The following is a 23151-nucleotide window of genomic DNA, read 5'->3' on the forward strand; positions in this document are numbered from 1 at the left end:
ATAGGTGACCCACAGCATCCGTGGTCATCGTAGAAGCGCCTGGAAGAAGGAGCATCCCATGAGCGACACCACGGACAACCGTCCCGAGGGTAACGACCACAGCCACACCAGCGAGCCTTCGCCTCAGCACGAGACGCCCGCCCCCGCCGCGCACACCCCGCCGGCCGCGACCTCGCGTCCCGACGTGCCGCCGGTGCCCACGCGCTCGCCGGCCGCCGCTGCCGCCGCGTGGCCCCCGCCCACCGCCGGGACCGCGACCCCCCAGCCCGGTGCATCCGCCCACGGCGCCTACGCTTCGGCTCCCTCCGGGGCGCCGAGCCCCACGGGCCACGGGTTCGGCCCCGCCGCCACGAACGCGCACCCCACTCTGGCGTTGCCCGAGACGGCATCCACCCCCGCCCGCAAGAAGAGCTCGGCACCCCGCATCGCCGCGCTCCTGGTGGCAGCGGCCCTCGTCGGAGGTGGCGCGGGCCTGGGCGGTACGTACGCCGGACTCAGCCTCTGGGGCGGCGAGAACGCTTCGAGCGTCGCCGGTCCCACGGCCATCACCGTCAATGACCCGCAGGACGTCAACGCCACCGCGGCGGTCGCCTCGAAGGTCGTCCCGAGCGTGGTCACCATCAGCGCCACCGGCTCGCAGGCCGGCGGCACCGGATCGGGCGTCGTCCTCAGCGCCGACGGATACGTGCTCACCAACACCCACGTGGTCACCCTCGACGGACAGACGGGCGACGCACGGATCTCGGTCACCACGTCGGACGGCAAGGTGTACGCCGCGACCGTCGTCGGCACCGACCCCACCTACGACCTCGCCGTCATCAAGCTGCAGAACGTGTCGGATCTCACGCCCATCGAGTTCGGCGACTCCTCCAAGCTGAACGTCGGCGACGCCACCGTCGCCGTCGGGGCTCCGCTGGATCTCCCCAACACCGTGACCACCGGGATCGTGAGCGCGTTGAACCGGTCGATCCAGGTCGCCTCCTCGGCCGCACCCAGCGACGGCTCCGACGAGCAGCAGACCGAGCCCGGGGAGGAGAGCCCGTTCCGCTTCGACTTCGGTCAGGGTCAGCAGTCGCAGTCGGCGAGCCAGACCATCAAGATCGCCGTCATCCAGACCGACGCGGCCATCAACCCCGGTAACTCCGGCGGCGCGCTCGTCGACGACGAGGGCAAGCTGATCGGCATCAACGTCGCGATCGCCAGCGCCGGCGGCTCGTCGTCGGGTGGGCAGTCGGGCAACATCGGGGTCGGCTTCTCGATCCCGGCCGACATCGCCAAGCGCATCTCGTCGGAGATCATCGAGAACGGGTCCGCCACGCACGGTCTGCTGGGCGCGTCGGTTCAGGATGCCGCCTCCCAGCAGGGGGCGACCACCACCGGCGCTCTCGTGGCCGAGGCCGTCAGCGGCGGTGCAGCGCAAGCCGCGGGCCTGACCCAGGGCGACGTCATCACCGAGTTCAACGGCATCCCGGTCACGAACTCCATCGACCTCACCGCCCAGGTGCGCGCGCTCGCCGCGGGCGCCGAGGCCCAGGTGACCTACCTCCGAGGCGGCCAGGAGCGGACCGCCGAGGTGACACTCGGTTCGATGCCGACCAGCTGACCCTCGCCTTCACGGGCACGACGCCACCCCGCGACGCGTTTCGCGGGGTGGCGTCGTTGTGTCACGGCGGAGCGCGGCACCGACCACGGTTCCTTCGACGAGCTCAGGAACCTCCACCGCGACCGGGGCGATCGAGCCCGGTGACGACGGAGGTCCCTGAGCCTGTCGAAGGGACCGGAGCCGGCGGGTACGACTCCCTCAGTCGAGCGGCGCGAGACGGCCGATCGCGGCCAGCGGAATGCCGATCCAGTCGGGACGATTGCGGGTCTCGTAGATCGCCTCGTAGACGGCCTTGTCGAGTTCGAACGCGGCGAGGAGCGGATCGTCGTCGGTGCGCACGGCGCCTGCGGTATCGGCATAGCCGGCGAGGAAGGCCTGCTGCGCGTCGATGACCCACGCGCGCACCGCGTCACCGTCGTCGTCGGCCACCGCACCCGAGACGTAGTCGAACGAGCGCAGCATTCCGGCGACGTCGCGCACGGCCACGTCGGGCAGCAGCCGCTCCTCGATCGGCCGCAGGGGCTCGCCTTCGAAGTCGAGCAGGACCCATCCGTTCGAGGGGGTGTGGAGCACCTGTCCGAGGTGCAGATCCCCGTGCACGCGCTGAAGGGACGGCCACGGCGCACGCGCGGCGGCGGCGTACACCGCACGGATGCGATCGGCGTAGGGGGCCAGCGCCGGCACCTCGGCGAGGGCGATGGCGAGTCGTCGGTCCCACGCGCCGACCACGGCCGCGCGATCGGCGTCGTCGGGTTCGCGGGTGGGGAACTGTGCGGCGAGGGCGACGTGCATGCCCGCGACGCTGGTGCCGAGGGCATGAGCGCGCTCGGCGAAGTCCTCGCCGGCCGCGGCGGCATCCAGTGCGACGCGCCAGGCATCCTCGACGCCGTCGAAGAACTCCTGCGCGAAGGCGAGCGAACCGCTCACCGGTACGCCCTCGGGCGTCATCCACGATCCGCGGACCTCGCCGATGGCCGCCGGAACGAACGCGGCACCGCCAGCTGCCAGAGCGGACTGCAGTTCGACATCGGGGTTGATGCCGGGGTTCACCTGGCGGAAGAGCTTGCAGATGACGGGCACGCCGGCGGTTCCCTCGTCGGGGCGGAAGATCAGCGACGTGTTCGACTGCTCGCCGCTCAAGACCTTCGCGGTCGCGCGCGCTGCCGGCGTCTTGCCGTCCGACATCGCGAGGGCGAATCCGATGAAGCCGTCGCCGGGCGCGCCGACCTCGCCGCCGGCGGTCACCCACGAGTAGAGCTGGTCGGTGAATCCGGCGTCGGTCGTGGCATCCGTCCACACCTGTCCCTCTCCGGACGCGCCGATGAGGCTGCCAGGCGGAACCGATCCCTCCGCGCGGACCGCGACGGGGACCTGGTAGACGATGGCCGGGTGCACGGCCTCATCGCGCACGAGCAGCAGCCGGACGTCGTCATCGAGAGGCCAGTCGGCCACGATGGTGAGCCGCGGGTCGCGGCCTTTCGTGCCGTACCAGCGCTGACGCGGCATCCAGACAGCGAGGAGATCGAGAAGGTCGCCCATGCCGTGAGGCTAACGCGCCACGGGGCCCGTCGCGCAGGACTTGCGCGCGGGGCGGTCTCGATGAGAAGGGGTCAGTCCGTCTCGACGGTGTCGACGGTCTCGGCGTCGGCGTCGCGCTGACGACGGTGGGGGAGCGCCTTGCGCGCCACCGAGCCGGTGCGTCGCCCCGCCGATCCGACGGCGTCGGCGATGACGGAGCCCGCGCGGCGGACGCCGCCCACGGCGCTGCGCTCGAAAGGCTCGCTGCCTTCGCGCGGCTCGAGATCCGCGGGCAGCGCGAGCGGGGGACTCCCGAAAGCGCGACGTGCGTTGACCAGCACCCGCCGGCCGAGGATGTGGTTGCCGGTGCCGCCGACCACGGCGCCGACGCCGAAGGGCAGGGCCTTGCCGAGCCAAGACGCCCCGCCACGGGTGGCGAACTGCCGCACGAACGAGGTCTTCAGCCGGTCGACGAGGGGGCCGACGGCCGCGCGCGGAAGGGTCTTCGTGATGAGTTCGCCCCAGTACCCCGATCGGGTGGTGCCGCGGCCGGCCGCCTGCGCGGCGAGCTGCGAGACGAGGTCGACGCCCTCCTTGCCGAGCATCAGCGCGAGCACGAGGGCCCGCCCTCGGTCGGGGTCTTCGACGGCGACGCCGTGGACCTCCGCGACCGACTGCGCGTAAAGGGCGGTCGCCTCGAGGAATGCGACGGTCTCGACGCCGCTGAGGGCAAGGGTGACGCCGGTGCCGATGCCCGGCACGACGGCGGTGGCCCCGACAGCGGCGCCGCCCGTGGTCACCGCGGCGAGGTAGCGGCGCTCGAGGATCCTCAGGATCTGCTCGACGGTGGCATCCGGATGCCGGAGGCGGATGCTGCGCAGGTGCGCGAGCACGACGGGTCGCTGCACCGACAGCACGCGGTCGAGCATGCGGATCGTGCGGGGATGCTCCTCCGATCCCGCGGGTGGGAGTCCGCCCGTCCACGGGGCGTCCTGCGGGAGGGAGTGGATGCGGTGCACCTTCTCAGCCATGACCTCATCCTCTCCCGGCCGGCTCGACGTGCGCCGTGACTTGACGGCGGAGCGCGGATCCGTCGGGCGAACGCCTCGGCCCATCGCCGCCAACTCGCGCGCGGTCTCGCCGCGCCGGAGGCCGCGCGGCCGCGGGGCACCGACGCATGTGGAACCGGCGTCGGCAAGAGGAAGGGCGGTGTCGGAGGGGATTGGTAGTTTGGTGCGATGACAGCGTCGCTGCCGGAACCCCGAGACTCGTCCCCCTCTGACACCGAGGGCGTCGCGGCGAGCGTCGAACCCGCGGCCCGTCAGACCCCGTCGACCCCGCGCGCACCGCGGACCACGCCTGCGAAGCGTCCGCCGGCTCGCACCCAGGGCGACGGGGCGTCCGAAACCGACGCGTCGACCGGTGCTGCGGCGGCGAAACCGGCCTCCAAGCCGCGCGCACCCCGCGCCCCGCGCACGGCGGCGGCACGCGCCTCGGCGACGACGGCTCCGCGTACTCCCGCGGCGAAGAAACCGGCGACCGCGCGGACCGCCGCGAAGAAGCCGGCTTCGCCGCGCGCCTCCGCCGCCTCGACCACGACGGCGTCGCCGATCCCCGCACCTCCGAGCACCGCGTCTGCCTCCGCCGCCGAAGAGGCGACGGTTGACGCGGCCGTCGTCCCCGCGGCGGCGTCGGTGGATGCCGCTGACGCGCGTGTCGCGGAGGACCAGCCCTCGTCCGCGGATGCCGTGGGCGCACCGGCAGACCTCGACCAGCCCGCGACCTCGGAGGCTGCGGACACTCCTGAGACGACCGGGGCGGCGGCTGTCACGCCGGTGACTCCGGGGGCGCCCGCTCCGGCGTTCGATTCGCCGGCCGCGGACGAGACCGATCCGACGAGCCCGGCACCGTCCGATCCGGACCTCGTCGCGCCCCAGGCCGCGTCCCCCGTCGCGTTCGATGACATCGTCATCCCTCCGCGACCGCCGCTTCCCGGCGCTCTCGCGGCGGAGGCGCCTGTGGCGGACGGGATCGACGAGCACGTCGCCCTCGACCCGACGCCGGCAGATGTCGCCGTCGAGGAGCCGGTGATCTCCGGTCCGCCCGCCGCGGAGTCGTCCGCTGACGGCTCGTCGACCACAGCCGACGAGCCCGCCGCCGAAGATGACCTCGAGCCCGCCGCATCCGATGTCGAGGTGATCGTCGCGACCCCGCTCGACTCGCGCGACGACGCCGACGGTACACGGGCGACATCCCAGGTCCCCGACGCCGGGGACAGCGCCGGCGCCAGGTCTGTCGCACCGGATGACGTCCCGGGTGCGCGCACGTTCGACGACACGCAGATCGATGATCCGCAGGATCCCACTCCGTCCGACGTTCGCTTCGACGACGAGGTCCCAGCCGGCGAGACCTTCGACACCCCGGTGCCCGACACCGCGGACACGCCTACTGAGACGCCCGTCGACACGGCCACCGAGGCATCCACCGAGGCGGCCGCCGACACCGCGATCCCCGCTGACACGGACGCCGAGGCGTCGCCCGACGCGGTCGTCGGAGGCGCGGTCACCGCGGACACGTCCACCGGCACAGACGTCTCCGCCCACTCCGCCACCGACGAAGAGGCGTCCGCTGATTCGGGCACCGTCATAGCCACATCCACCGACACAGCGGCATCCACCGATCCGGCCGGCGACGCCGGCGACGCCGCCGTCCCCGCGCTCACGCTCCGCCACATCACCAAGACGTTCGGCGAGCTCCGCGCCGTCGACGCGATCGACCTGACCGTACCCGCGGGCTCCTTCTACGGTCTGGTCGGCCCCAACGGCGCCGGCAAGACCACGACCCTGTCGATCATCGCGGGGCTGCTCCGCGCCGACGGGGGCGACGTGACGATCAACGGCGTCGATGCCAAGAAGCGGGCGCGCGAAGCGAAGAAGATGATCGGCGTACTGCCCGATCGCCTGCGCACCTTCGACCGTCTGACGGGTCGCCAATTGCTGTCGTACTACGGTGCGCTGCGGGGGCTCCCCAGCGGACTCGTCGAAAGCCGCATGGCCGACCTCGCCCGCGCGTTCGACCTCGTCGACGCGCTCGCGCGGCCTGTCTCCGACTACTCGGCGGGCATGACGAAGAAGGTCATGCTCGCGGGTGCGATGATTCATTCTCCGCGTCTGCTCGTGCTCGATGAGCCCTTCGAGGCCGTCGATCCGGTGTCCAGCGGCGTCATCCTCGACATCCTCCGCACCTACGTCGACCACGGCGGCACGGTGATCCTGTCTAGCCACGGCATGGAGCTCGTCGAGCGGGTGTGTTCCCGCGTCGCGGTCATCGTGTCGGGCCAGGTGCTCGCCGAGGGCACCGTCGACGAGGTGCGCGGCGAGGGGACGCTCGAGCAGCGTTTCCGCGAACTGTCGGGCGGACTGGGCGACGTGGAGGGCCTCGAGTGGTTGCACACGTTCTCCGCCTGAGACTGGCGATGATGCTGGGCGCCCTGCGGGGCGACCGGCGCGACGTGATCCGGCGGGCGATCGGCGTCGTCGTTCTTATCGCGGCCACCGTCTTCGCGGCCATGAGCGCCGCCGGTCTCGCGGATGCCGACCGCCTCACGACAGCGGTCGTCACCGTCCTGGCCGGTTCCGCGGTGACCCTCGGGTTCGCGGTCGGTCCGCCCGTCACGGCCTCGATCGACCCCCTCGATCCGCGGCGGTTCGCGGTCGTGGGCCCCGAGCCGCGTCCGCTCGCCGGGGCGCTGCTGCTCGCGGGCTTCTTCAGCGTGCCCGTCCTCGTAACGCTCGTCCTCGGCGTCAGCGTCGCCGTGGCGTGGGGCGCGCACGGTGCCTCGGTGGTGGCGGGCGTGGCATCCGTCGTTCTGGGGCTCACGACGTGCGTGCTGTTCGCCCGCGTCAGCATGGCGCTCGGGGCGCTCGTGCAGCGGCCCCGGCAATCCCGCGAACTGATGAGCGTCTACCTCATCGCGGTGCTCGTCGTCGTCGTGCCGATCGGGGTGTTCCTCGGATCGCTCGAGTGGCGCGGCGCGGTGCCGTCGCAGCTGGCGTCGGCGGCCGAGATCCTGTCGTGGACGCCCGTCGGGGCCGCATGGGCCGTCGGCCTCGCACCGACGACCGGAGCGGCCGTCGGCAGCCTCGTCGTCGCGCTCGCGACCGTGGCGCTGCTCACCCTGGCGTGGTTCGCCCTGGTCGAGGTTCTGCTCACCACGACGCGTCGTCCGGCCGCAGTGCGCGAGCGCGGCGGACTCGGGTGGTTCGCGCTCCTGCCGGGCACCCCGGGGGGAGCCGTCGCCGCCCGGAGCCTGTCGTACTGGCTGCGCGACCGGCGATACATCGTCAACGTCGTGATCGTGCCGATCGCGGCCGTGGTCTCCACGGTGCCGCTGCTCGTCGCGGGGGTGCCGTTCGAGTTGGCGGTGCTGCTGCCGGTGCCGATCATGGCGCTGTTCTTCGGCTGGCTGCCCCACAACGATCTCGCGTACGACTCCACGGCCCTGTGGATGCACATCGCCAGCGGCGTGCGCGGCATCCCCGATCGCGTGGGGCGCCTCGTGCCCATCCTGCTCATCGGCATCCCGATCCTCGCCGTCAGCCTGCCGCTCGCGATCGTCGCGCACGGTCGCTGGGCGATCTTCCCGGCCATGGTCGGCGTGTGCGCGGCCCTGTTCCTCGGCGGTCTGGGTTTGTCGAGCCTTTCGTCGGTGATGGCCCCCTATGCGGTATCGCGGCCGGGTGACAGCCCCTTCCAGCAGCCGCAGCGCACCGGCTCCGGCGGGGTCGTCGCACAGGGACTCGTCATGCTCGGGGCGGTGCTCACCGCGCTGCCCGCAGGCTGGCTGACATGGCAGGCCATCAACGGCACCGCCATCGACGCGATGTTGGCGCTCTGGGTCGGTGTGGGCGCCGGTGCGGTCGTGCTGATCCTCGGAATCGTGGGGGGCGCCGTGGTCTACGAGCGCCGCGCCACCCGCCTCATGGAGTTCGCCGAAGCGACCTGAGTCGAACCCGTCCGACCGCCGAGCGTGGTCCGCGGCTACACTGGCTCTCCATGAGCACGCCTCTCGACAGTCCTGACAGCGGGGGTCTCGCGACCCTGGATCGAGAGCTCGAAGAGCTCATCCGCGAAGAGAACATCGAGCCCGGCGACCATGAGCGCTTCTCGCATTACGTGAAGAAGGACAAGATCCTCGAGTCGGCCATCACGGGCAAACCGGTGCGCGCGCTCTGCGGCAAGAAGTGGACCCCGGGTCGCGATCCCGAGAAGTTCCCGGTGTGCCCGCAGTGCAAAGAGATCTACGAGTCGCTCGTCAAGTGAGCGTCAGCTGATCTCCACCGAGGTCGTCGCCGCCGCCGACCCGTCGGAGCCGAACAGCACGAGCGTGAAGCGATAGGTGCCGCTGGGCAGGGGGTGGCTGCCATCGGCCGGGTAGGTGCGCGTGTCCTGCACGTATCCACCGATCGGGATGCTGAGCACCCCCGTCATCGTCGACGGCCCGAGCGGACCCTCCACGGAGACGACGTACGGGATGACCGCCACTCCGGGGTCGCGCACGGGCCACCACACGATGTTCTGGTCGTACCGCGCGCGGACGTAGACCGCGATGGGCCCCCGGTTGCTGTTCGTCGCGGCGTCGTACTCGTGCAGGTCCTGCGCCGCGAAGTCCGAGCTCGGGCGGATCTTGGCGACCGGGACGCTGCCTCCCGACGCGGCGAGGGCGGGGGTCGCAGTCGCTGCGACGATCGCGGGCACCGTCCAGGCTGCTGCAGCGATGGCGCCGCGGCGTGTCGGCTGAGGGACTTCGCCTGCGGGGTGCGGCATGAGGGTCCTTTCCCGCGATGCCGTCGCGGGATCGCACAACCATTCACGCTAACCGGGCGGCCGAACCGGCAGAGCCCGATGCGGGCTCCGATCACCCGACGTCTCACCTCAGCGACCCGCGGCGCGTCGACCCGTCCGTCCACGGTGCGCCGAACCCCGCACCGGTCCCGATCGGGTCCTTCGCCGGCCCTCGGCGGCTGGTCAGCCCGCCTCGCGGTACTCCGTCGGCAGAGCGGGCTCCGACTTGCTGAGCGCCAGCGCCCGCACGGGTAGCTCCTCGCGCACGCGGGCATGGTGTCGGCGTGCGGCCTCGACGCCTTCCGGGCCGAGGGCTGCGGTATCGGCCTCACCGTCGCGCATGAGCGTCGTCTGCAGGGGACGGGCGTCTGGATGCTCGGCCGCGGTGGACAGTTCTTCGAAGCCGTCGCTGACCATGATGAGTTCGGCGGTCGCGGTGCCCCCGTCGAGGGTGCGGAACGCGGCCTTGCGGCCCCCGTGCGAGGCCTTCTGCGTCGATGCCTTGGCGACACCCACCCATGACCCGTCGGTCGCTTCGCGCGCGACGAGCTTGAAAACCAGACCGGCGGTGGCAACGCCCGATCCGGTCGCGACCGAGGTTCCGACGCCGTAGGAGTCGACGGGGGAGGCCGCAAGGGCGGCGAGAGCGTATTCGTCGAGGTCGCTCGTGACGGTGATGCGCGTGCCCGTGGCGCCGAGTTCGTCCAGTAGCGCCCGCACCTCGCCCGCGACGATCGGCAGGTCGCCCGAGTCGATGCGCACGCCGCCCAGCTGCGTGCCGGCCACGCGCACGGCCGTGCGCACGCCGTCCGCGATGTCGTAGGTGTCGACGAGCAGCGTGGTACCGCTGCCGAGCGCGTCGACCTGCGAACGGAACGCGTCTTCTTCGCTGTCGTGCAGCAGGGTCCACGCGTGGGCGGCGGTTCCCATCGTCGGAACGCCCCACTGCCGCCCCGCCTCGAGGTTGCTGGTGGCTGAGAAGCCCACGATGTACGCGGCACGGGCGGCGGCGACGGCCGCCTCCTCGCTTGCGCGACGCGAGCCCATCTCGGCGAGCGGTCGGTCGCCGGCGGCGACGCTCATGCGCGCGGCAGCGGTGGCCACGGCGGAGTCGTAGTTCAGGATGCTGAGCGCGAGCGTCTCCAGCAGTACGGCCTCCGCGAAGGTCCCCTCGACGGTCAGCAGCGGCGAGCCGGGGAAGTACACCTCGCCCTCGCGGTAGCCGGTCACCGATCCGGTGAAGCGGTAGTCGGCGAGGAAGTCGAGGGTCGTGGCATCCACCACCCTCGCATCCCGCAGGTAGCGCAGCTCATCGTCGCCGAAGCGGAAGTCGCGGATGGCCCCGAGCAGCCGGCCGGTGCCCGCGACGACACCGAAGCGGCGCCCGCCGGAGAGCCGGCGCCCGAACACCTCGAACACGCAGCGGCGTGAGGCCGTACCGTCGCGGAGGGCCGCGTCCAGCATCGTGAGTTCATAGCGGTCGGTGAGCAGAGCAGTGCTGCGCGTCATCGCGCCAGCCTATTCCGGCGCCCCCGCCGTTGCCGCGCCCGCCGCGCATGCACGCGCCCGGGTCGCCCTCGCCGGTGCACGACTTCGACGTTTCCGCACGTCTCCGCCGGATGTCCGCGTGAACCGTCGCTCCCGCAGGAGTCGTACGGGGGACAGCCCGGCGCGGTGCACCCGCACGACCTGCTCGACTCCTGCCCGCCCGGTAGGCTGGCATCCTATGGACGACGCGCCGATCGGGATCTTCGACTCGGGTGTCGGCGGTCTCACCGTCGCCCGGGCCGTGTCGGCGCAGCTGCCGCGCGAGTCGATCCTCTACATCGGCGACACCGCCCGATCGCCCTACGGCCCGAAGCCGATCGCCGATGTCCGCCGGTACGCCCTCGAGGTGCTCGACACCCTCGTCGAGCAGGGCGTGAAGATGCTGGTGATCGCCTGCAACACCGCCTCGGCGGCGATGCTCCGCGACGCGCGGGAGCGCTACGACGTCCCCGTGGTCGAGGTCATCGGCCCCGCTGTGCGCACCGCCATGTCGACCACCCGAAACGGCCGGATCGGCGTCATCGGCACGGTCGGAACCATCGGCTCCCGCGCCTACCAGGACATGCTCGAGGTCAACGAGCGCCTGACGGTGTTCGCCGAGGCCTGCCCGCGCTTCGTCGAGTTCGTCGAGGCGGGCGTCACCGACTCGCCCGAGGTACTCGCCACCGCCGAGCAGTACCTCGCGCCGCTGAGGCACGCCGGCGTCGACACCCTCGTGCTCGGTTGCACGCACTACCCGTTCCTCGAGGGGGCGATCAGCTACGTGATGGGCCCTGACGTCAGCCTCGTCTCCAGCGACAGCGAGACCGCGAAAGACGTCTTCCGCCAGCTCGTCTCGCGAGACCTCCTGGCGAGTCCGGATGCCACTCCCCGCCACCGCTACGAAGCCACCGGCTCGTCGGCCGACGACTTCCTGCGCCTGGCGCACCGCCTCATGGGCCGCGAGGTGCGCGAGGTGCAGCTCGTGCAGACCGGCGCCATCGACCTGCCGCGCTGAGGCGTGGCGTCCCCGTTCCCGTTCCTCTGGAGGATCCATGACCCGCAAAGACGGCCGCACCGCCGATCAGCTCCGCCCCGTGACCATCGAGCGCGGGTGGTCGGCGCACGCCGAGGGCTCGGCGCTCATCACGTTCGGCGGCACGAAGGTGTTGTGCACCGCGTCGTTCACCAATGGCGTGCCGCGGTGGCTGAGCGGCAAGGGCAAGGGCTGGGTCACCGCCGAGTACGCGATGCTGCCGCGCGCGACGAACAGCCGCAACGACCGCGAGAGCATCAAGGGCAAGGTCGGTGGGCGCACGCACGAGATCTCGCGCCTGATCGGGCGTGCGCTGCGCGCCGTCGTCGACACGAAGGCGTTGGGTGAGAACACCATCGTGATCGACTGCGACGTGCTGCAGGCCGACGGCGGCACGCGCACCGCGGCCATCACCGGTGCCTACGTCGCCCTCGCGGATGCCATCGCCTGGGGACGCGAGAAGAAGTTCATCGGCCAGCGCTCCGAGGTGCTGCGCGACTCGGTCGCCGCGGTGTCTGTGGGCATCGTCGACGGCGAGCCGCTGCTCGACTTGGCCTACGTCGAAGACGTTCGGGCTGGAACCGACATGAACGTCGTCGTGACCGGCCGCGGCCTGTTCGTCGAGGTGCAGGGCACCGCCGAGGGCGCACCGTTCGACAAAGCGGAGCTCGACCGTCTGCTCGAACTGGGCGTGAACGGGTGCGCCGAGCTGCGCGGCATCCAGACCGCGGCGCTCGAGGGCTGAGATGGCACGCGTCGTCCTCGCCACGCACAACCCGCACAAGGTCGAGGAGTTCCAGGCGATCGTGGCCGAGGTGCGCCCCGACCTCGAGGTCGTCGGCTACGACGGACCCGAGCCGGTCGAAGACGGCGTGACCTTCGCCGAGAACGCCCTGATCAAGGCGCGCGCGGCCGCGGCCCACACGGGGCTGCCCGCCCTCGCCGACGACTCCGGCGTCGCTGTCGACGTGCTGGGCGGTTCGCCCGGTGTGTTCTCGGCGTACTGGGCGGGGCACAAGAAAGACGCCACAGCCAACCTCGAGCTGCTGCTCGACCAGCTGTCCGATGTCGCCGACCCTCACCGCACGGCCCAGTTCGTGTCGGTGATCGCGCTGGTGGATCCGCGCGGCGCCGAGGAGACGGTCGAGGGCCGGTGGCCCGGTCGCCTGGCGATGAAACCCGCCGGACCGGGTGGTTTCGGGTATGACCCGATCTTCGTGCCCGACGGTCAGCCCGCGGGCGTGGAGCGCACTGTCGGCGAGTGGACGGCGGCCGAGAAGAACGCGCACTCGCACCGCGCCCGGGCATTCGTTCAGCTGGCGCCCCTTCTCGCGTCACTCTGAGCGTGTAGACCGGATCGATGACCGTGCTGCCTTCGGTGTCGATCGTCGTCCCCGCCTTCAACGAGGAGACGGTGATCACCCAGTGCCTCGAGGCCATCGTTCGTCAGACGGTTGCCCCCGTCGAGGTCCTCGTCGTCGACAATCGGTCGACCGACGCCACCCGAACGGTCGTCGAGCGGTTCATCGCGGGGCATCCGGACGCCGGCATCCGGCTGCTCCGTCAGGATGACAGGCAGGGACTCGTCCCGACCCGAAACCTCGGAATGGATGCCGCGATCGGCGATGTGCTCGGCCGGATCGACGCCGACACGGCCCTGAAACCCGACTGGGTGGCCCAGGTGTCACAGGTGTTCGCGTCGGGCGAGGTCGACGCGGCCTCGGGTCCGGTGGAGTACTACGACCTCCCGTTGCGTGCGATCGGCCAGCAGGTCGACGATGCCTTCCGCCGCCTCCAGGTGCGGCTCGCGGGCGACTTCGTCTTCCTCTTCGGCAGCAACATGGCCCTGCGCGCGGATGCCTGGCGAGACGTCCGCGAATTCCTCTGCGACGACGAAGACGACGTCATGCACGAGGATCTCGACATCGCCGTCCACCTCGCGCTGGGCGGCCGACGCATCGTCTACTCCTCCCAGATGGTCGCGGCGATCGGTGCACGGCGCCTCGACGACCGTCCGCGCGACTTCCGTCGTTACATCGACCGCTTCGAGAACACTTACTCGGCGCACGACATCGGCGACGTACGCCTGCGCGCACCGATGGCGGTGTTCCTGAGCGTCTATCCGGCACTGCACATGCACCGGCGGGTGCAAGCGCAGCTTCGGGCTCTGCGCAGCTGAGGCGGCTCCGAGCGCCCTGCGGTGCGGGAGTCGTGAGTCGCCGCCGCTTTCGTCGGGAGCGCTCGCGGGCTCATGATCGCAAGACGTCAGGGCGTGGCGGCACGGCCGGTCTCATCGTCCGCCCCGGGCTGCTCGTCCATCACGCCCGGTCGCAGCCGAAGCAGCAGGACGAAGTACGCGCCGCCCACGACGACGAGCCCGAGGACGATGAGTACGGGAACCAGGGCATCGCCGGGGGTGACGAGGGCGAGCAGGGCGAAGGCGATCCACACCAGCGCCGCGACGGCGACGGGGACCTCGGCGCGCCCGAGACTGAAGCCGCCCGCGCGGCGCTCGAGCCGACGGCGTACGACCAGGTAGAGCACGACGACGCCCGCGTAGATGAGGGCGGGGAGGATGGTGCTCCCGATGATGAGCTGCAGGAGCGCCTCTCCGGGCAGGACGAGCATCAGCACGCACCCGATGGCGACGATGAGCAGGGTGGCGAACACCGGCGTGCGGGTGCGCGCGTCGACGCGACCGATGAGGCGCGAGGCGGGGAAGCGGCCGTCGCGGGCCATGGCGAAGGCCTGTCGGGCGGCGGCGGCCAGCACCACGGTTCCGGCACCGAACAGCGAGAAGGCGATGCCCGCGAGCAGGATCAGCTCCCAGACGGGTCCGAGCTGCCCGCGGATGATCGCGGCGACGGGGGAAGGGTCGCTCGTGACGGCGGCAAGGTCTTGGATCGACACCGTCAGCGTGAGCAGGAACGCGAATCCGGCGACCGCCGCCGCGACGACGGATCCGACGATCGCGCGGGGAACCGCTCGATAGGGATCTTTCGCCTCTTCGGCGAGGTTGGCCGCGGAATCGAACCCGACGAGGGTGGTGAGCCCCATCAGCATGCCCGCCATCAGCCCGCCGCCCAGGGCGAAGTACTGCGGGTCTGCCTCGGCGACACCGCGCGAGACGAGGTTCTGCGGCTGCACGGTACCGGTGGCGAGGGCGACGACGAGGAGCACGACGACGAGGACCGCGACGATCGCCAGCTCGACGGCGACCGCGGCCGACGTCACCATGCCGAGCAGTCGCGTGGAGACGATGACGAGGATCGCCTGCACGGCCAGGATGACGAGTGTCAGCCAGCGTGCGACGTCCTCGTCGGCGTCCATTCCCAGCAGCGGCATGACCGCTTGACCGGCGAGCGCGTTGGCGATGGCGACGACCGCGATGGCGAGGAACCAGAACGACAACCAGCCGAAGAACCACCCCACGCGGGGTGAGGCGAGCCGAGAGGCCCATTGGTACGACGACCCGCTGAGGGCGATGCGCGCTGCGAACTGCGCGACGACGAGCGCGACCAGCGTTTGGCCGGCACCGACGACGACCCAGAGCCACACACCCACGGGTCCCGAGGTCTGCAGCATCTCGCCGTAGGTTGCGAACACGCCGACCACGACCGAGATGAAGGCGAACGAGATCGCGAAGACCTGGAACCCGCCCAGGGAGCGCGTCAGCGGCGGGCGCGTGGCGGTGGTCTCATCCATCGGAATCCCTCGTTCGGGCCGTCGGCAGCCCTTCCCCGAAGGTGGCAGGCGCGGTCCGTCCTCACAAGGTCCTCTAGCGGTCGTGTCCGCAAACGGACGCCCCCGAGTCAGCGATCCCCGTGAGTGACAGCGGTTCTCATTCCCGACTGCCGCGGAAACACGCGCGGTGTCGGGGGTCGGACCTAGCCTGGACGCATGCACGATCACGCGCCCGCCGGCGGCGTCCGCGATGCCGGTAACACGCGACTGCTCGCGACCGCCCTCGCCCTGACCGCGACGGTGATGGTCGTGCAGATCGTCGGTGCGATCCTGTCGGGTTCCCTCGCGCTCCTCGCCGACGCCGCGCACATGTTCACCGACGCGGCGGCTCTCGTGGTCGCCCTCGTCGCCACCTCGATCGCCGCACGCCCCGCCGACGACCGCCGGACCTACGGTTACCAGCGCGCCGAGGTGCTCGGGGCCCTGGTCAACGGCGTCATCCTGATCGTGCTGTGCGCGTGGGTGGGAGTCGAGGCGGTGCAGCGGCTGTTCGCACCGGCCGAGGCGGAGGTGCAGGGCGGGCTCATGCTCGTGGTCGCCGCCGTCGGCATGGTCGCGAACGCCGTGTCGATGTGGCTCCTCGGCCGTGCGCAGAAGCGCAGCATCAACGTGCGCGGCGCGTACCTCGAGGTGCTGGGCGACCTCATCGGGTCGGTGGCGGTCATCGTCGCCGCGATCGTCATCCTGACGACCGGGTTCGTGCAGGCGGATGCCATCGCCTCGCTGTTCATCGCGGTGCTCATCGTGCCGCGGGCCATCGGGCTGCTCCGCGAGGTCGTGGTCGTCCTGACCGAATCGGCGCCCGTCGGGGTGCACGTGGCCGAGATCCGCGACCACCTGCGCGGAGCCGACGGCGTGGTCGACGTGCACGACGTTCACGTGTGGCAGCTCACACGCGGAGCGCCCGTGTTCAGCGCCCACGTCATCGTCGAGGACGCCGCGCTGAGCGACGGTCGTTCGGCGGCGATCCTCGCGTCGTTGCAGACGTGTCTGGCCGACCACTTCGACGTGGAGCACTCGACCTTCCAGCTCGAACCCGCCGGCCACGTCGAGCACGACTCGCGGCACGCCTAGCCCCGGCGTCGATCGCCGCGCCCGGTGGCTCCGATAGCACTGCGGACCGGAAGGGATCAGCCCTCCCGCACCACCTCGCCCGGAGCTTTGTCGGGTCGCAGCCCTCGCCAGCGAGCCTGACGAAGGATGCCGCCGGGGGTGAACTCCGCGAACTCCACCTCGGCCACGAGGTCGGGCCGCACCCACAGCGCGTCTCGGGCGTCGGCTGCGGGCACCCCGACGAATGGGTCGGTGTCGGTGCGCCGGGGCTCGAGCAGGGCGGTGAGTCGTGCGAGGGTCTGCTCGCCGAAGCCCGAGCCCACGCGACCGGCGTACTGCAGGCCGTCGGGTGACGGCACCCCGACCAGCAGCGACCCGATGGTGCCCGCGCGGTTGCCCTTGCCGGGGCGGATGCCGCCGATCACGACCTCCTGCGTGCGCGAGTGCTTGACCTTCAACCACTGCTCCGAGCGCGTTGCACGCCGGTACGCCGATGCGGGGTCTTTGACGACGACGCCCTCGAGACCGAACCGGCCGCTGGTGGCGACCGCGGCATCCACGTCGTCGAAGACGGGCGGTACCACCACCGGGGCGCCGGCCTGCGCGGCAAGGGTCTCGAGCAGAGAACGCCGCTCGGACAGGGGAAGGGATGCCACGTCGCGCCCATCGATCGACAACACGTCGAAGAGGTAGAGCTGCACCGGCGTGCGCTTCGCCTCGTGGGAGATCTCGCGCGGTTGGGCGAGGTTCATGCGCTTCTGCAGCAGGGGGAAGCTGGGGCGCCCCTGAGAGTCGAGCGCGACGATCTCGCCGTCGACGACCGCACGTCGCGGCCCGAGACCCAGGTCGACGCCGGTCAGTTCGGGATAGGTCTGGGTCAGGTCGTTGCCGTTGCGGGAGCGCAGCCGCAGGCGCTCCCCGTCCCAGATGCCCAACCCCCGGATGCCGTCCCACTTCATCTCCACCCACGGAGCGCCCCATCTCGAGGCCGCGGCGCGGGCGAGACCCGCGGTCGCGGCTGTGGCGAGCATGGGCCGCAGGTCGGCCACGGTGGGCGCGGTGTCAGGCGCTCTTGTCGCGGACTCGTCCGAAGCCCGTATCGGGGTCGATGCGTCGTCGGGTGCCGCGTGGCGTGGGCGACCGGCCGTGGTGCCGTGATCCAGAGCCACCACCGGCGCCCCGTCGCCCTGTGGTCGGCCCGCGGCATCCGTCTTCATGCGATGCAGCAGCCACTGCGACTTCTCGCCCCGCCCCTCGGTGCGGATCAGGGCGAGTCGCACCCGTCCGAGCGGGCCGTCGTCGCGCCCGGTGAGCGTGGCGATCACCTCGTCGTCACGCCACTTCTCGAGCTCGTATGTGCCGGTGTCCCACACCGTCATGACACCCGCGCCGTACTCGCCGCGGGGGATCTCGCCGGCGAAGTCGAGATACTTCATGGGGTGATCCTCGGTCATCACGGCGAGACTGTTCTTCGCCGTGGTCGGCGGTATGCCGCGGGGGACCGCCCAGCTCACCAGCACGCCGTCGTGTTCAAGCCGCAGATCCCAGTGCAGGCGGCTCGCGTGGTGTTCCTGGACGACGAACCGGGGGAGCCCTTCGGGGGCGGGGTCGCCGTGCGGCGCGTCGGGGACGGGCTCGGGCGTCTTGCCCGCGGTGCGCTTCGAGAGGTACGCGCGCAGCGGGCCCGCGTCGCGCTCGAGGGGCGCCAGCGGATCTCCGGTGCGATCGAGGACCTCGCTGAAGAGCAGATGGCTCAGCCCGGGATCTTCGAGCTCCTCCCAGGTGCGGGGCGCGGCGACGGTCGGGTGCGAGCGTCCCCGCAGGGAGTAGGGCGCGATCGTCGTCTTGGACCCGTTGTTCTGGCTCCAGTCGATGAAGACCTTGCCGGGTCGAGCGGCCTTCGACATCTGGCTGACCACCAAGTCGGGATGGTCGGATTCGATCGCCCGGGCGAGTTCCTTCGCGATCGCGCTGGCCGCGTCGCTCGATTGGCGACCGTCGAGGTGGGCGTACAGGTGGATCCCCTTGCTGCCGCTCGTGACCGGCAAGGGGTCGAGCCCGATGTCCCGCAGGATCGCGCGGGCCCACCGGGCGACCTCGGCGCACTCGGCGAGACCGACGCCGGGACCGGGATCGAGGTCGAGCACGAGACGGTCGGGGTTCTGACGCTCGCCGTCGGGCGAGAACCGCCACTGCGGCACGTGCAGCTCGAGGCTCGCGACCTGCGCGAGGTAGACGAGTGTCGGCAGGTCGTCCACGAGCGGATAGTCCTTGGCGCCGGACGAGTGATCGATGGGGAACCGACGCACCCACGCGGGCGCTCCGGGTTCGAGGGCCTTCGCGAAGAACGGCTCGCCCGGGTCGGAGTCGGTGCCGACCCCGTCAGGCCAGCGCTTTCGGGTGACCGGGCGTTCGGCGACGTGGGGGAGCAGGCGCGGCGCGATGCGCGAGTAGTAGTCGATGACCTCGCCCTTGGTGGTCCCCGTCTCGGGGTAGAGCACCTTGTCGAGATTCGACAGGCGCAATCGGCGCCCGCCGATCCGCACCGTCTGCTCCACCATCGCCCCAGCGTAGGGCGGGAACGGCTCCGGATGCCGAGGGGGTTGCGGGACCGAGGCTCCCGCCGAGGGTCCGAGCCGCATCGGGCCGCCCGGAGGAGGTCGCCGGGCGCGCGACGTCACCCGGCGTACCGGATCAGCGTCGAGCGACCCGGAGATGCAATCGTTCGAGTTCGGCGGCGAAGGCTTCGAAGGGACCGCGCGAGGTGAGACCCGGTGCGACGTCGTTGATGGCGAGGGCCCGGATCGGTGCGGGGGCCGCGCCCCACGAGGCGCGCCACCGCGTCAGCTGGGCGGTCGACCCCGCGAACACGATGGGGCCGAGGCCCGCCCACGCGTGAGCTGCGGCGCACATGGCGCAGTGCTCGCCCGAGGTGTAGACCGTCATCGCCGCACGCTCGGCCGCGGGATGGTGTGCGACAGCCCACCGCACGAGGGCGATCTCCGGATGTGCGGTCGGATCACCCTGACCGACTCGGTTGCGCTCTTCCCGGAGGATCCGCCCGTCGCCGTCGACGAGGAGCGAGCCGAAGGCGTCGTCCCCGGCGTTCACCGCCTCCGTCGCCAGTTCCACGCATCGCTTCAGCGCGTCGATGTCGTCCATGGGTTCCTCTCGTCGGGGGTCGTGCCACGTCGGGCGGGTCTGCCGCTTACGGGTGCAGTGTCCATCTTGTCGTCGCGATGCCCGCCTCCCGGCGGCTTGACGACCGAGCCTGTGCAGGGACCGGGACCCTCCCGTGACGCAAGGGTCTCGGCATCCCCCTTCGTTTCGGTGTTCACTGGACCCATGCGATCGATCTGGAAGGGTGCCCTGACGTTCGGCCTCGTCAACGTGCCCGTGAAGGTGTATTCGGCCACCGAGGATCACGACGTCTCCCTGCACCAGGTGCACAACAAGGACGGCGGGCGCATCCGCTACCAGCGCATCTGCGAGGTCGACGGCGAGGTCGTGCCCTACGGCGACATCGACCGCGCCTACGACGACGGCGAGCAGACGGTCGTCTTGACCAAGGACGACCTCGCGTCACTGCCCAGCGAGCGCAGCCGTGAGATCGAGGTCGTCGAGTTCGTCCCCAGCGAGCAGGTCGATCTGCTCACCCTCGACAAGGCGTACTACCTCGAGCCCGACTCGTCGTCGCCCAAGGCGTACGTGCTCCTGCGCAAGACGCTCGAGCAGACGGACCGCACCGCGATCGTGCGCTTCTCGCTGCGGCAGAAGACGCGGCTCGCCGCCCTCCGGGTGCGCGGAGACGTGCTTGTTCTGCAGACGTTGTTGTGGGCCGACGAAGTGCGCGAGGCGGCGTTCCCGGCGCTCGATGAGAGCGTGCGGATCTCGGCCAAAGAACTGGAGATGTCGGCATCCCTCGTGGACAGCTTCTCGAAGGACTTCGATCCCGAGGAGTTCACCGACGCGTATCAGGCGGAGCTGCGCACCCTCATCGACGCCAAGCTCGAACAGGGCGACGCGATCGACACGGATGCCACCTTCGGAAAGCAGGAGGAAGACGACGGCGGTGAAGTCATCGACCTGATGGAGGCGCTCCGCGCGAGCGTCGAGCGCAGCCGGGCGGCACGGGCAGGGGACAACGACAAGGCCGCCGACAAGAAGCCGGCGGCCAAGAAGAAGACGAAGGCGTCCTGAGCCTCAGCGCGCCGGGCGGTCGCCGTCTTCGAACGACTTCGGGTCGAGCGTCAGCGCCTCGGCCTCGTCGTGGGTGACGGTGTCGTGTCCGGCTGCCGCATCGCGCTTGGCGGCGGCTCGCTCGCGGAAGTAGTGGAAGACGACGAAACCGACGGTGCCGACCACCACCGTCAGGAGGATGACGTCGATGTACTCCGCGACGAACTCGCCGACGCCGGGGATCAGGCTGAGCAGATAGCCCGCGACGGTGAGGCCGAAGCCCCAGAGAAGGGCCCCGATCAGGTTATAGAGCGTGTACTTCCACTTGTTCATGTGGCCGACACCCGCGGCGATCGGCGCGAACGTGCGCACGATCGGCACGAAGCGGGCGAGGATCACGGTGAGTCCGCCGAAGCGGATGAAGAACGCGTTCGTGCGCTCGACGTTCTTGCGGCTGAACAGACCCGACTCTTTGCGCTCGAAGATCGCGGGCCCCGCCTTGTGGCCGATGAGGTAGCCGACTTCGCCACCGAGGAAGGCCGCGAGGCCGATCAGCAGTCCGGTGATCCAGACGTTGACTCCGAAGACCCCGTGAGGCGGGTGCGTGACCGGGTTCGACAGGATGCCCGCCATGATGAGCAACGTGTCGCCGGGCAGCAGGAAACCGATCAGCAGACCGGTCTCGGCGAAGACGATCAGACACACGATGACGAGGGCCCAGGGGCCGGCGGCGTCGATGATCGTCGCGGGGTCGAGCCACGGGAGCAGTGCGGCGGTGGTGTGGATCACATCGGTCCCGTCGGGTCGGAGAGGTGGTGCGGGTGAAGCGGCCAATCGTGCGGAAGGGGGGACTTGAACCCCCACGCCCGAAGGCACAGGAACCTAAATCCTGCGTGTCTGCCGATTTCACCACTCCCGCGAGTGCGTTCAGTCTAAACGGGACGCGCCCGCGCTCGATGTGAACGAGCCGTCAAAGCGCGAGCACCTCACCCGCCACCACGGTCGCGTTCGTCCGAGTCTCGTGGATGTCGACGGACGGGCCGGTGAACGGATCGCGGTCGGCGATCGCGAGGTCGGCCGCGGCACCCGGAGCGAGGGTGCCCGCACCGATGCCGAGAAGGTCTGCCGAGCCGCGCGTGTACGCGTCGAGCGCCGCCTCGAGCGGGAAGGCGTGCGCGGCGCCGAGGGGCTCGGCATCCGCTTCTCCCGGGGGGCGACGGGTGACGGCCACGTGGATGCCGAGCCACGGGTCGAAGGTGGAGACGGGCCAGTCCGACCCCATCGCGAGCGCGGCGCCGGCATCGCGGAGGGCCGCGAACGGATAGAGATCGTCGGCGCGGTCGGCGCCGAGCAGGGGCAGGGTGACCTGACGAACGAGGGCGTTGGCGCACGCCCAGTACGGCTGGCAGTTGGCGGTGACCCCCAGCTCGGCGAAGCGGGGGACGTCGTCGGGGGCGATGAGCTCGAGGTGGGCGATGTGGTTGCGCACGCGGGCGCGGTGATCGGCCGGTACGGCGGCGAATCCGTCGAGCGCGTCGTGGACCGCCGCGTCGCCCAGGGCGTGCACGTGGACGGCGACACCGGCGGCGTTCAGCGCGGGTACCAGCTGCTGCACGAGCTCGGGCGCGAAGTACGACAGGCCATGCGACCCGTCGGGATAGGGGTGGCAGAGGTGCGCGGTCCGCGTCTCCACGATGCCGTCCAGCATGAGCTTCGCCGTGCGCGTGGGAAACCCGGCCGCCGTGTTCGCGCGGGCGCGCTCGAGGCAGGCGGCGACGAAGGCGTCGATGGTGTCCGATGTGAGGTTTCGCGGCACCCAGATGGCACCCGTCGCCCGCCCGACCAGCGACCCGTCACGCAGGAGCGAGAGGTACGCGTGCGAGAAGTCGGGGTAACCGGCGTACTCTCCCAGCGCAGCTTCCTGCCAGCCGGTGATGCCGGCGGCCAGTGCCGACCGCGACACCGTGAGAAGGGCCCGCGCGATGTCAGCAGTCTCGTGCGGGGGGATGTGGGGAGAGACCAGCTGCATGGCCCCCTCGCGCAACGCGCCGCTCGGTGTGCCGTCGGCCGCACGCTCGATCCGCCCGTCGGATGGATCGGGGGTGGCGCGGTCGATACCCGCGGCGGCGAGGGCCGCCGAGTTCGCCCACCCGCCGTGATGGTCGGCGTCGAGCAGGAAGGCAGGACGATCCGGAACCAGTGCGTCGAGGTGGGCGGCAGTGGGGCCGCTGGGAGGGAAGAGCGTGGGGTCCCATCCTCCGCCCACGACCCAGGCGGCGCCGGTTCCGACCGCGAAGGTGCGGATGCGCTGGTCGATCTCATCGAGCGTGTTGGCGCCCGCGAGATCGCAGCGGAGGGCGTCGACCGCCCCGCCCCCGAGGTGGAGGTGCGCATCGACGAACCCCGGGGTCACAAGCCCGCCGCGCGCGTCGAGCTCGTCGTCGACCCTCCCCAGGGCGTCGCGCACGTCGCGGTGCGAACCGACGGCGACGATTCTGCCGTCGCGTATTCCCAGGGCGTCGGCGTCGAGAACGGTTCCGGCGGAGAAGAGGACGCCGTCGGCGACGAGGAGGCTGCTCACGATTTCAGTGTGGCGGGAGCCTTCGCGACACGCCGAAGGAATGCCTGCGCAGCGCCGGGCGCTTTC

The 23151-nt window shown here is 71.1% G+C and carries 20 protein-coding genes and 1 tRNA gene; 10 read left to right on the forward strand and 11 right to left on the reverse strand.

The features are described 5' to 3' along the window. The first annotated feature begins 58 nt into the window (after positions 1–58). Positions 59–1603, forward strand: a complete 1545-nt coding sequence (locus ASF76_RS04820) for a S1C family serine protease (protein ID WP_055953823.1) — start codon at positions 59–61, stop codon at positions 1601–1603. 198 nt (positions 1604–1801) lie between these two features. Here the strand turns inward: ASF76_RS04820 and ASF76_RS04825 are convergent, their stop codons facing one another. The 3 genes from ASF76_RS04825 to ASF76_RS17425 all read right to left on the reverse strand — a co-directional run bounded on the left by ASF76_RS04825 (position 1802) and on the right by ASF76_RS17425 (position 5087). Then, positions 1802–3142, reverse strand: coding sequence for a maltokinase N-terminal cap-like domain-containing protein (locus ASF76_RS04825; RefSeq protein WP_055953826.1), 1341 nt, complete (start codon positions 3140–3142; stop codon positions 1802–1804). A 71-nt stretch (positions 3143–3213) separates the two neighbouring features. Next, complete coding sequence (locus tag ASF76_RS04830) at positions 3214–4152, reverse strand: hypothetical protein (protein WP_055953829.1); 939 nt, start codon at positions 4150–4152, stop codon at positions 3214–3216. Positions 4153–4442: 290 nt separating this feature from the next. Then, complete coding sequence (locus ASF76_RS17425; protein WP_235561239.1) at positions 4443–5087, reverse strand: hypothetical protein; 645 nt, start codon at positions 5085–5087, stop codon at positions 4443–4445. A gap of 52 nt (positions 5088–5139) precedes the next feature. Between ASF76_RS17425 and ASF76_RS16630 the strand changes: the two genes are divergently transcribed. Genes ASF76_RS16630 through ASF76_RS04850 form a run of 3 tightly spaced genes read left to right on the forward strand, consistent with a single transcriptional unit; the run spans position 5140 to position 8443 of the window. Beyond that, the gene (locus ASF76_RS16630; protein WP_235561240.1) at positions 5140–6588 is read left to right on the forward strand and encodes an ATP-binding cassette domain-containing protein; all 1449 of its coding nucleotides are present in this window, start codon (positions 5140–5142) and stop codon (positions 6586–6588) included. A gap of 11 nt (positions 6589–6599) precedes the next feature. After that, positions 6600–8126 carry a hypothetical protein gene (locus tag ASF76_RS04845; protein ID WP_082484912.1) on the forward strand — a complete coding sequence of 509 codons (1527 nt, stop codon included), beginning with the start codon at positions 6600–6602 and terminating at the stop codon, positions 8124–8126. 50 nt (positions 8127–8176) lie between these two features. Beyond that, positions 8177–8443, forward strand: a complete 267-nt coding sequence (locus ASF76_RS04850; RefSeq protein ID WP_055953839.1) for a DUF3039 domain-containing protein — start codon at positions 8177–8179, stop codon at positions 8441–8443. Positions 8444–8446: 3 nt separating this feature from the next. On the opposite strand, the gene ASF76_RS04855 is transcribed toward ASF76_RS04850, so the two are convergent. Together ASF76_RS04855 and ASF76_RS04860 are read right to left on the reverse strand one after the other, a co-directional pair. Continuing rightward, on the reverse strand, positions 8447–8947 hold the full coding sequence (locus tag ASF76_RS04855; protein ID WP_156459150.1) for a hypothetical protein: 501 nt from the start codon (positions 8945–8947) through the stop codon (positions 8447–8449). A 201-nt stretch (positions 8948–9148) separates the two neighbouring features. After that, positions 9149–10474, reverse strand: a complete 1326-nt coding sequence (locus ASF76_RS04860; protein ID WP_055953845.1) for a nicotinate phosphoribosyltransferase — start codon at positions 10472–10474, stop codon at positions 9149–9151. A 217-nt stretch (positions 10475–10691) separates the two neighbouring features. Between ASF76_RS04860 and murI the strand changes: the two genes are divergently transcribed. From murI to ASF76_RS04880, 4 genes are read left to right on the forward strand one after another with little or no spacing between them, the layout of a single operon-like run. Beyond that, complete coding sequence (gene murI, locus ASF76_RS04865) at positions 10692–11510, forward strand: glutamate racemase (protein WP_055953848.1); 819 nt, start codon at positions 10692–10694, stop codon at positions 11508–11510. A gap of 37 nt (positions 11511–11547) precedes the next feature. Further along, positions 11548–12273, forward strand: a complete 726-nt coding sequence (gene rph, locus ASF76_RS04870) for a ribonuclease PH (RefSeq protein WP_055953852.1) — start codon at positions 11548–11550, stop codon at positions 12271–12273. Between the two features lies 1 nt (position 12274). Then, positions 12275–12871, forward strand: a complete 597-nt coding sequence (rdgB, locus tag ASF76_RS04875) for an RdgB/HAM1 family non-canonical purine NTP pyrophosphatase (RefSeq protein WP_055953855.1) — start codon at positions 12275–12277, stop codon at positions 12869–12871. A gap of 17 nt (positions 12872–12888) precedes the next feature. Further along, positions 12889–13707, forward strand: a complete 819-nt coding sequence (locus ASF76_RS04880) for a glycosyltransferase (protein WP_055953859.1) — start codon at positions 12889–12891, stop codon at positions 13705–13707. 86 nt (positions 13708–13793) lie between these two features. Here the strand turns inward: ASF76_RS04880 and ASF76_RS04885 are convergent, their stop codons facing one another. Continuing rightward, a complete protein-coding gene (locus tag ASF76_RS04885) occupies positions 13794–15233 on the reverse strand; it encodes an amino acid permease (protein ID WP_055953862.1) in 1440 nt (479 codons plus the stop codon). 195 nt (positions 15234–15428) lie between these two features. Between ASF76_RS04885 and ASF76_RS04890 the strand changes: the two genes are divergently transcribed. Then, positions 15429–16346, forward strand: a complete 918-nt coding sequence (locus tag ASF76_RS04890) for a cation diffusion facilitator family transporter (protein WP_055953866.1) — start codon at positions 15429–15431, stop codon at positions 16344–16346. 56 nt (positions 16347–16402) lie between these two features. Here the strand turns inward: ASF76_RS04890 and ASF76_RS04895 are convergent, their stop codons facing one another. Together ASF76_RS04895 and ASF76_RS04900 are read right to left on the reverse strand one after the other, a co-directional pair. Next, positions 16403–18886, reverse strand: coding sequence for an ATP-dependent DNA ligase (locus tag ASF76_RS04895; protein WP_055953869.1), 2484 nt, complete (start codon positions 18884–18886; stop codon positions 16403–16405). Positions 18887–19019: 133 nt separating this feature from the next. Next, positions 19020–19487, reverse strand: a complete 468-nt coding sequence (locus ASF76_RS04900; protein ID WP_055953872.1) for a deaminase — start codon at positions 19485–19487, stop codon at positions 19020–19022. A 183-nt stretch (positions 19488–19670) separates the two neighbouring features. Here ASF76_RS04900 and ku point away from each other — a divergent pair, with 183 nt between their 5' ends. Beyond that, on the forward strand, positions 19671–20525 hold the full coding sequence (ku, locus tag ASF76_RS04905) for a non-homologous end joining protein Ku (RefSeq protein WP_055953875.1): 855 nt from the start codon (positions 19671–19673) through the stop codon (positions 20523–20525). Positions 20526–20528: 3 nt separating this feature from the next. On the opposite strand, the gene ASF76_RS04910 is transcribed toward ku, so the two are convergent. From ASF76_RS04910 to ASF76_RS04920, 3 genes are all read right to left on the reverse strand, one after another. Beyond that, the gene (locus tag ASF76_RS04910) at positions 20529–21293 is read right to left on the reverse strand and encodes a DedA family protein (protein WP_055953878.1); all 765 of its coding nucleotides are present in this window, start codon (positions 21291–21293) and stop codon (positions 20529–20531) included. 48 nt (positions 21294–21341) lie between these two features. Beyond that, positions 21342–21423: transfer RNA gene (locus tag ASF76_RS04915), tRNA-Leu, on the reverse strand. A 51-nt stretch (positions 21424–21474) separates the two neighbouring features. Continuing rightward, complete coding sequence (locus ASF76_RS04920) at positions 21475–23085, reverse strand: amidohydrolase (RefSeq protein ID WP_055953881.1); 1611 nt, start codon at positions 23083–23085, stop codon at positions 21475–21477. Positions 23086–23151 lie beyond the last annotated feature (66 nt).

The sequence above is a fragment of the Microbacterium sp. Leaf151 genome, assembly GCF_001424225.1.
Lineage (GTDB): Bacteria > Actinomycetota > Actinomycetes > Actinomycetales > Microbacteriaceae > Microbacterium.

Coding starts and splice junctions, on each gene's coding strand:
- ASF76_RS04890 (WP_055953866.1), top strand. CDS start 15,429: ATGCACGATCACGCGCCCGCCGGCGGCGTCCGCGATGCCGGTAACACG.
- ku (WP_055953875.1), top strand. CDS start 19,671: ATGCGATCGATCTGGAAGGGTGCCCTGACGTTCGGCCTCGTCAACGTG.
- rph (WP_055953852.1), top strand. CDS start 11,548: ATGACCCGCAAAGACGGCCGCACCGCCGATCAGCTCCGCCCCGTGACC.
- ASF76_RS04830 (WP_055953829.1), bottom strand. CDS start 4,152: ATGGCTGAGAAGGTGCACCGCATCCACTCCCTCCCGCAGGACGCCCCG.
- ASF76_RS04900 (WP_055953872.1), bottom strand. CDS start 19,487: ATGGACGACATCGACGCGCTGAAGCGATGCGTGGAACTGGCGACGGAG.
- ASF76_RS04885 (WP_055953862.1), bottom strand. CDS start 15,233: ATGGATGAGACCACCGCCACGCGCCCGCCGCTGACGCGCTCCCTGGGC.
- rdgB (WP_055953855.1), top strand. CDS start 12,275: ATGGCACGCGTCGTCCTCGCCACGCACAACCCGCACAAGGTCGAGGAG.
- ASF76_RS04860 (WP_055953845.1), bottom strand. CDS start 10,474: ATGACGCGCAGCACTGCTCTGCTCACCGACCGCTATGAACTCACGATG.
- ASF76_RS17425 (WP_235561239.1), bottom strand. CDS start 5,087: ATGTCATCGAACGCGACGGGGGACGCGGCCTGGGGCGCGACGAGGTCC.
- ASF76_RS04845 (WP_082484912.1), top strand. CDS start 6,600: ATGCTGGGCGCCCTGCGGGGCGACCGGCGCGACGTGATCCGGCGGGCG.
- ASF76_RS04850 (WP_055953839.1), top strand. CDS start 8,177: ATGAGCACGCCTCTCGACAGTCCTGACAGCGGGGGTCTCGCGACCCTG.
- ASF76_RS04895 (WP_055953869.1), bottom strand. CDS start 18,886: ATGGTGGAGCAGACGGTGCGGATCGGCGGGCGCCGATTGCGCCTGTCG.
- ASF76_RS04825 (WP_055953826.1), bottom strand. CDS start 3,142: ATGGGCGACCTTCTCGATCTCCTCGCTGTCTGGATGCCGCGTCAGCGC.
- ASF76_RS04820 (WP_055953823.1), top strand. CDS start 59: ATGAGCGACACCACGGACAACCGTCCCGAGGGTAACGACCACAGCCAC.
- ASF76_RS04855 (WP_156459150.1), bottom strand. CDS start 8,947: ATGCCGCACCCCGCAGGCGAAGTCCCTCAGCCGACACGCCGCGGCGCC.
- ASF76_RS04880 (WP_055953859.1), top strand. CDS start 12,889: ATGACCGTGCTGCCTTCGGTGTCGATCGTCGTCCCCGCCTTCAACGAG.
- murI (WP_055953848.1), top strand. CDS start 10,692: ATGGACGACGCGCCGATCGGGATCTTCGACTCGGGTGTCGGCGGTCTC.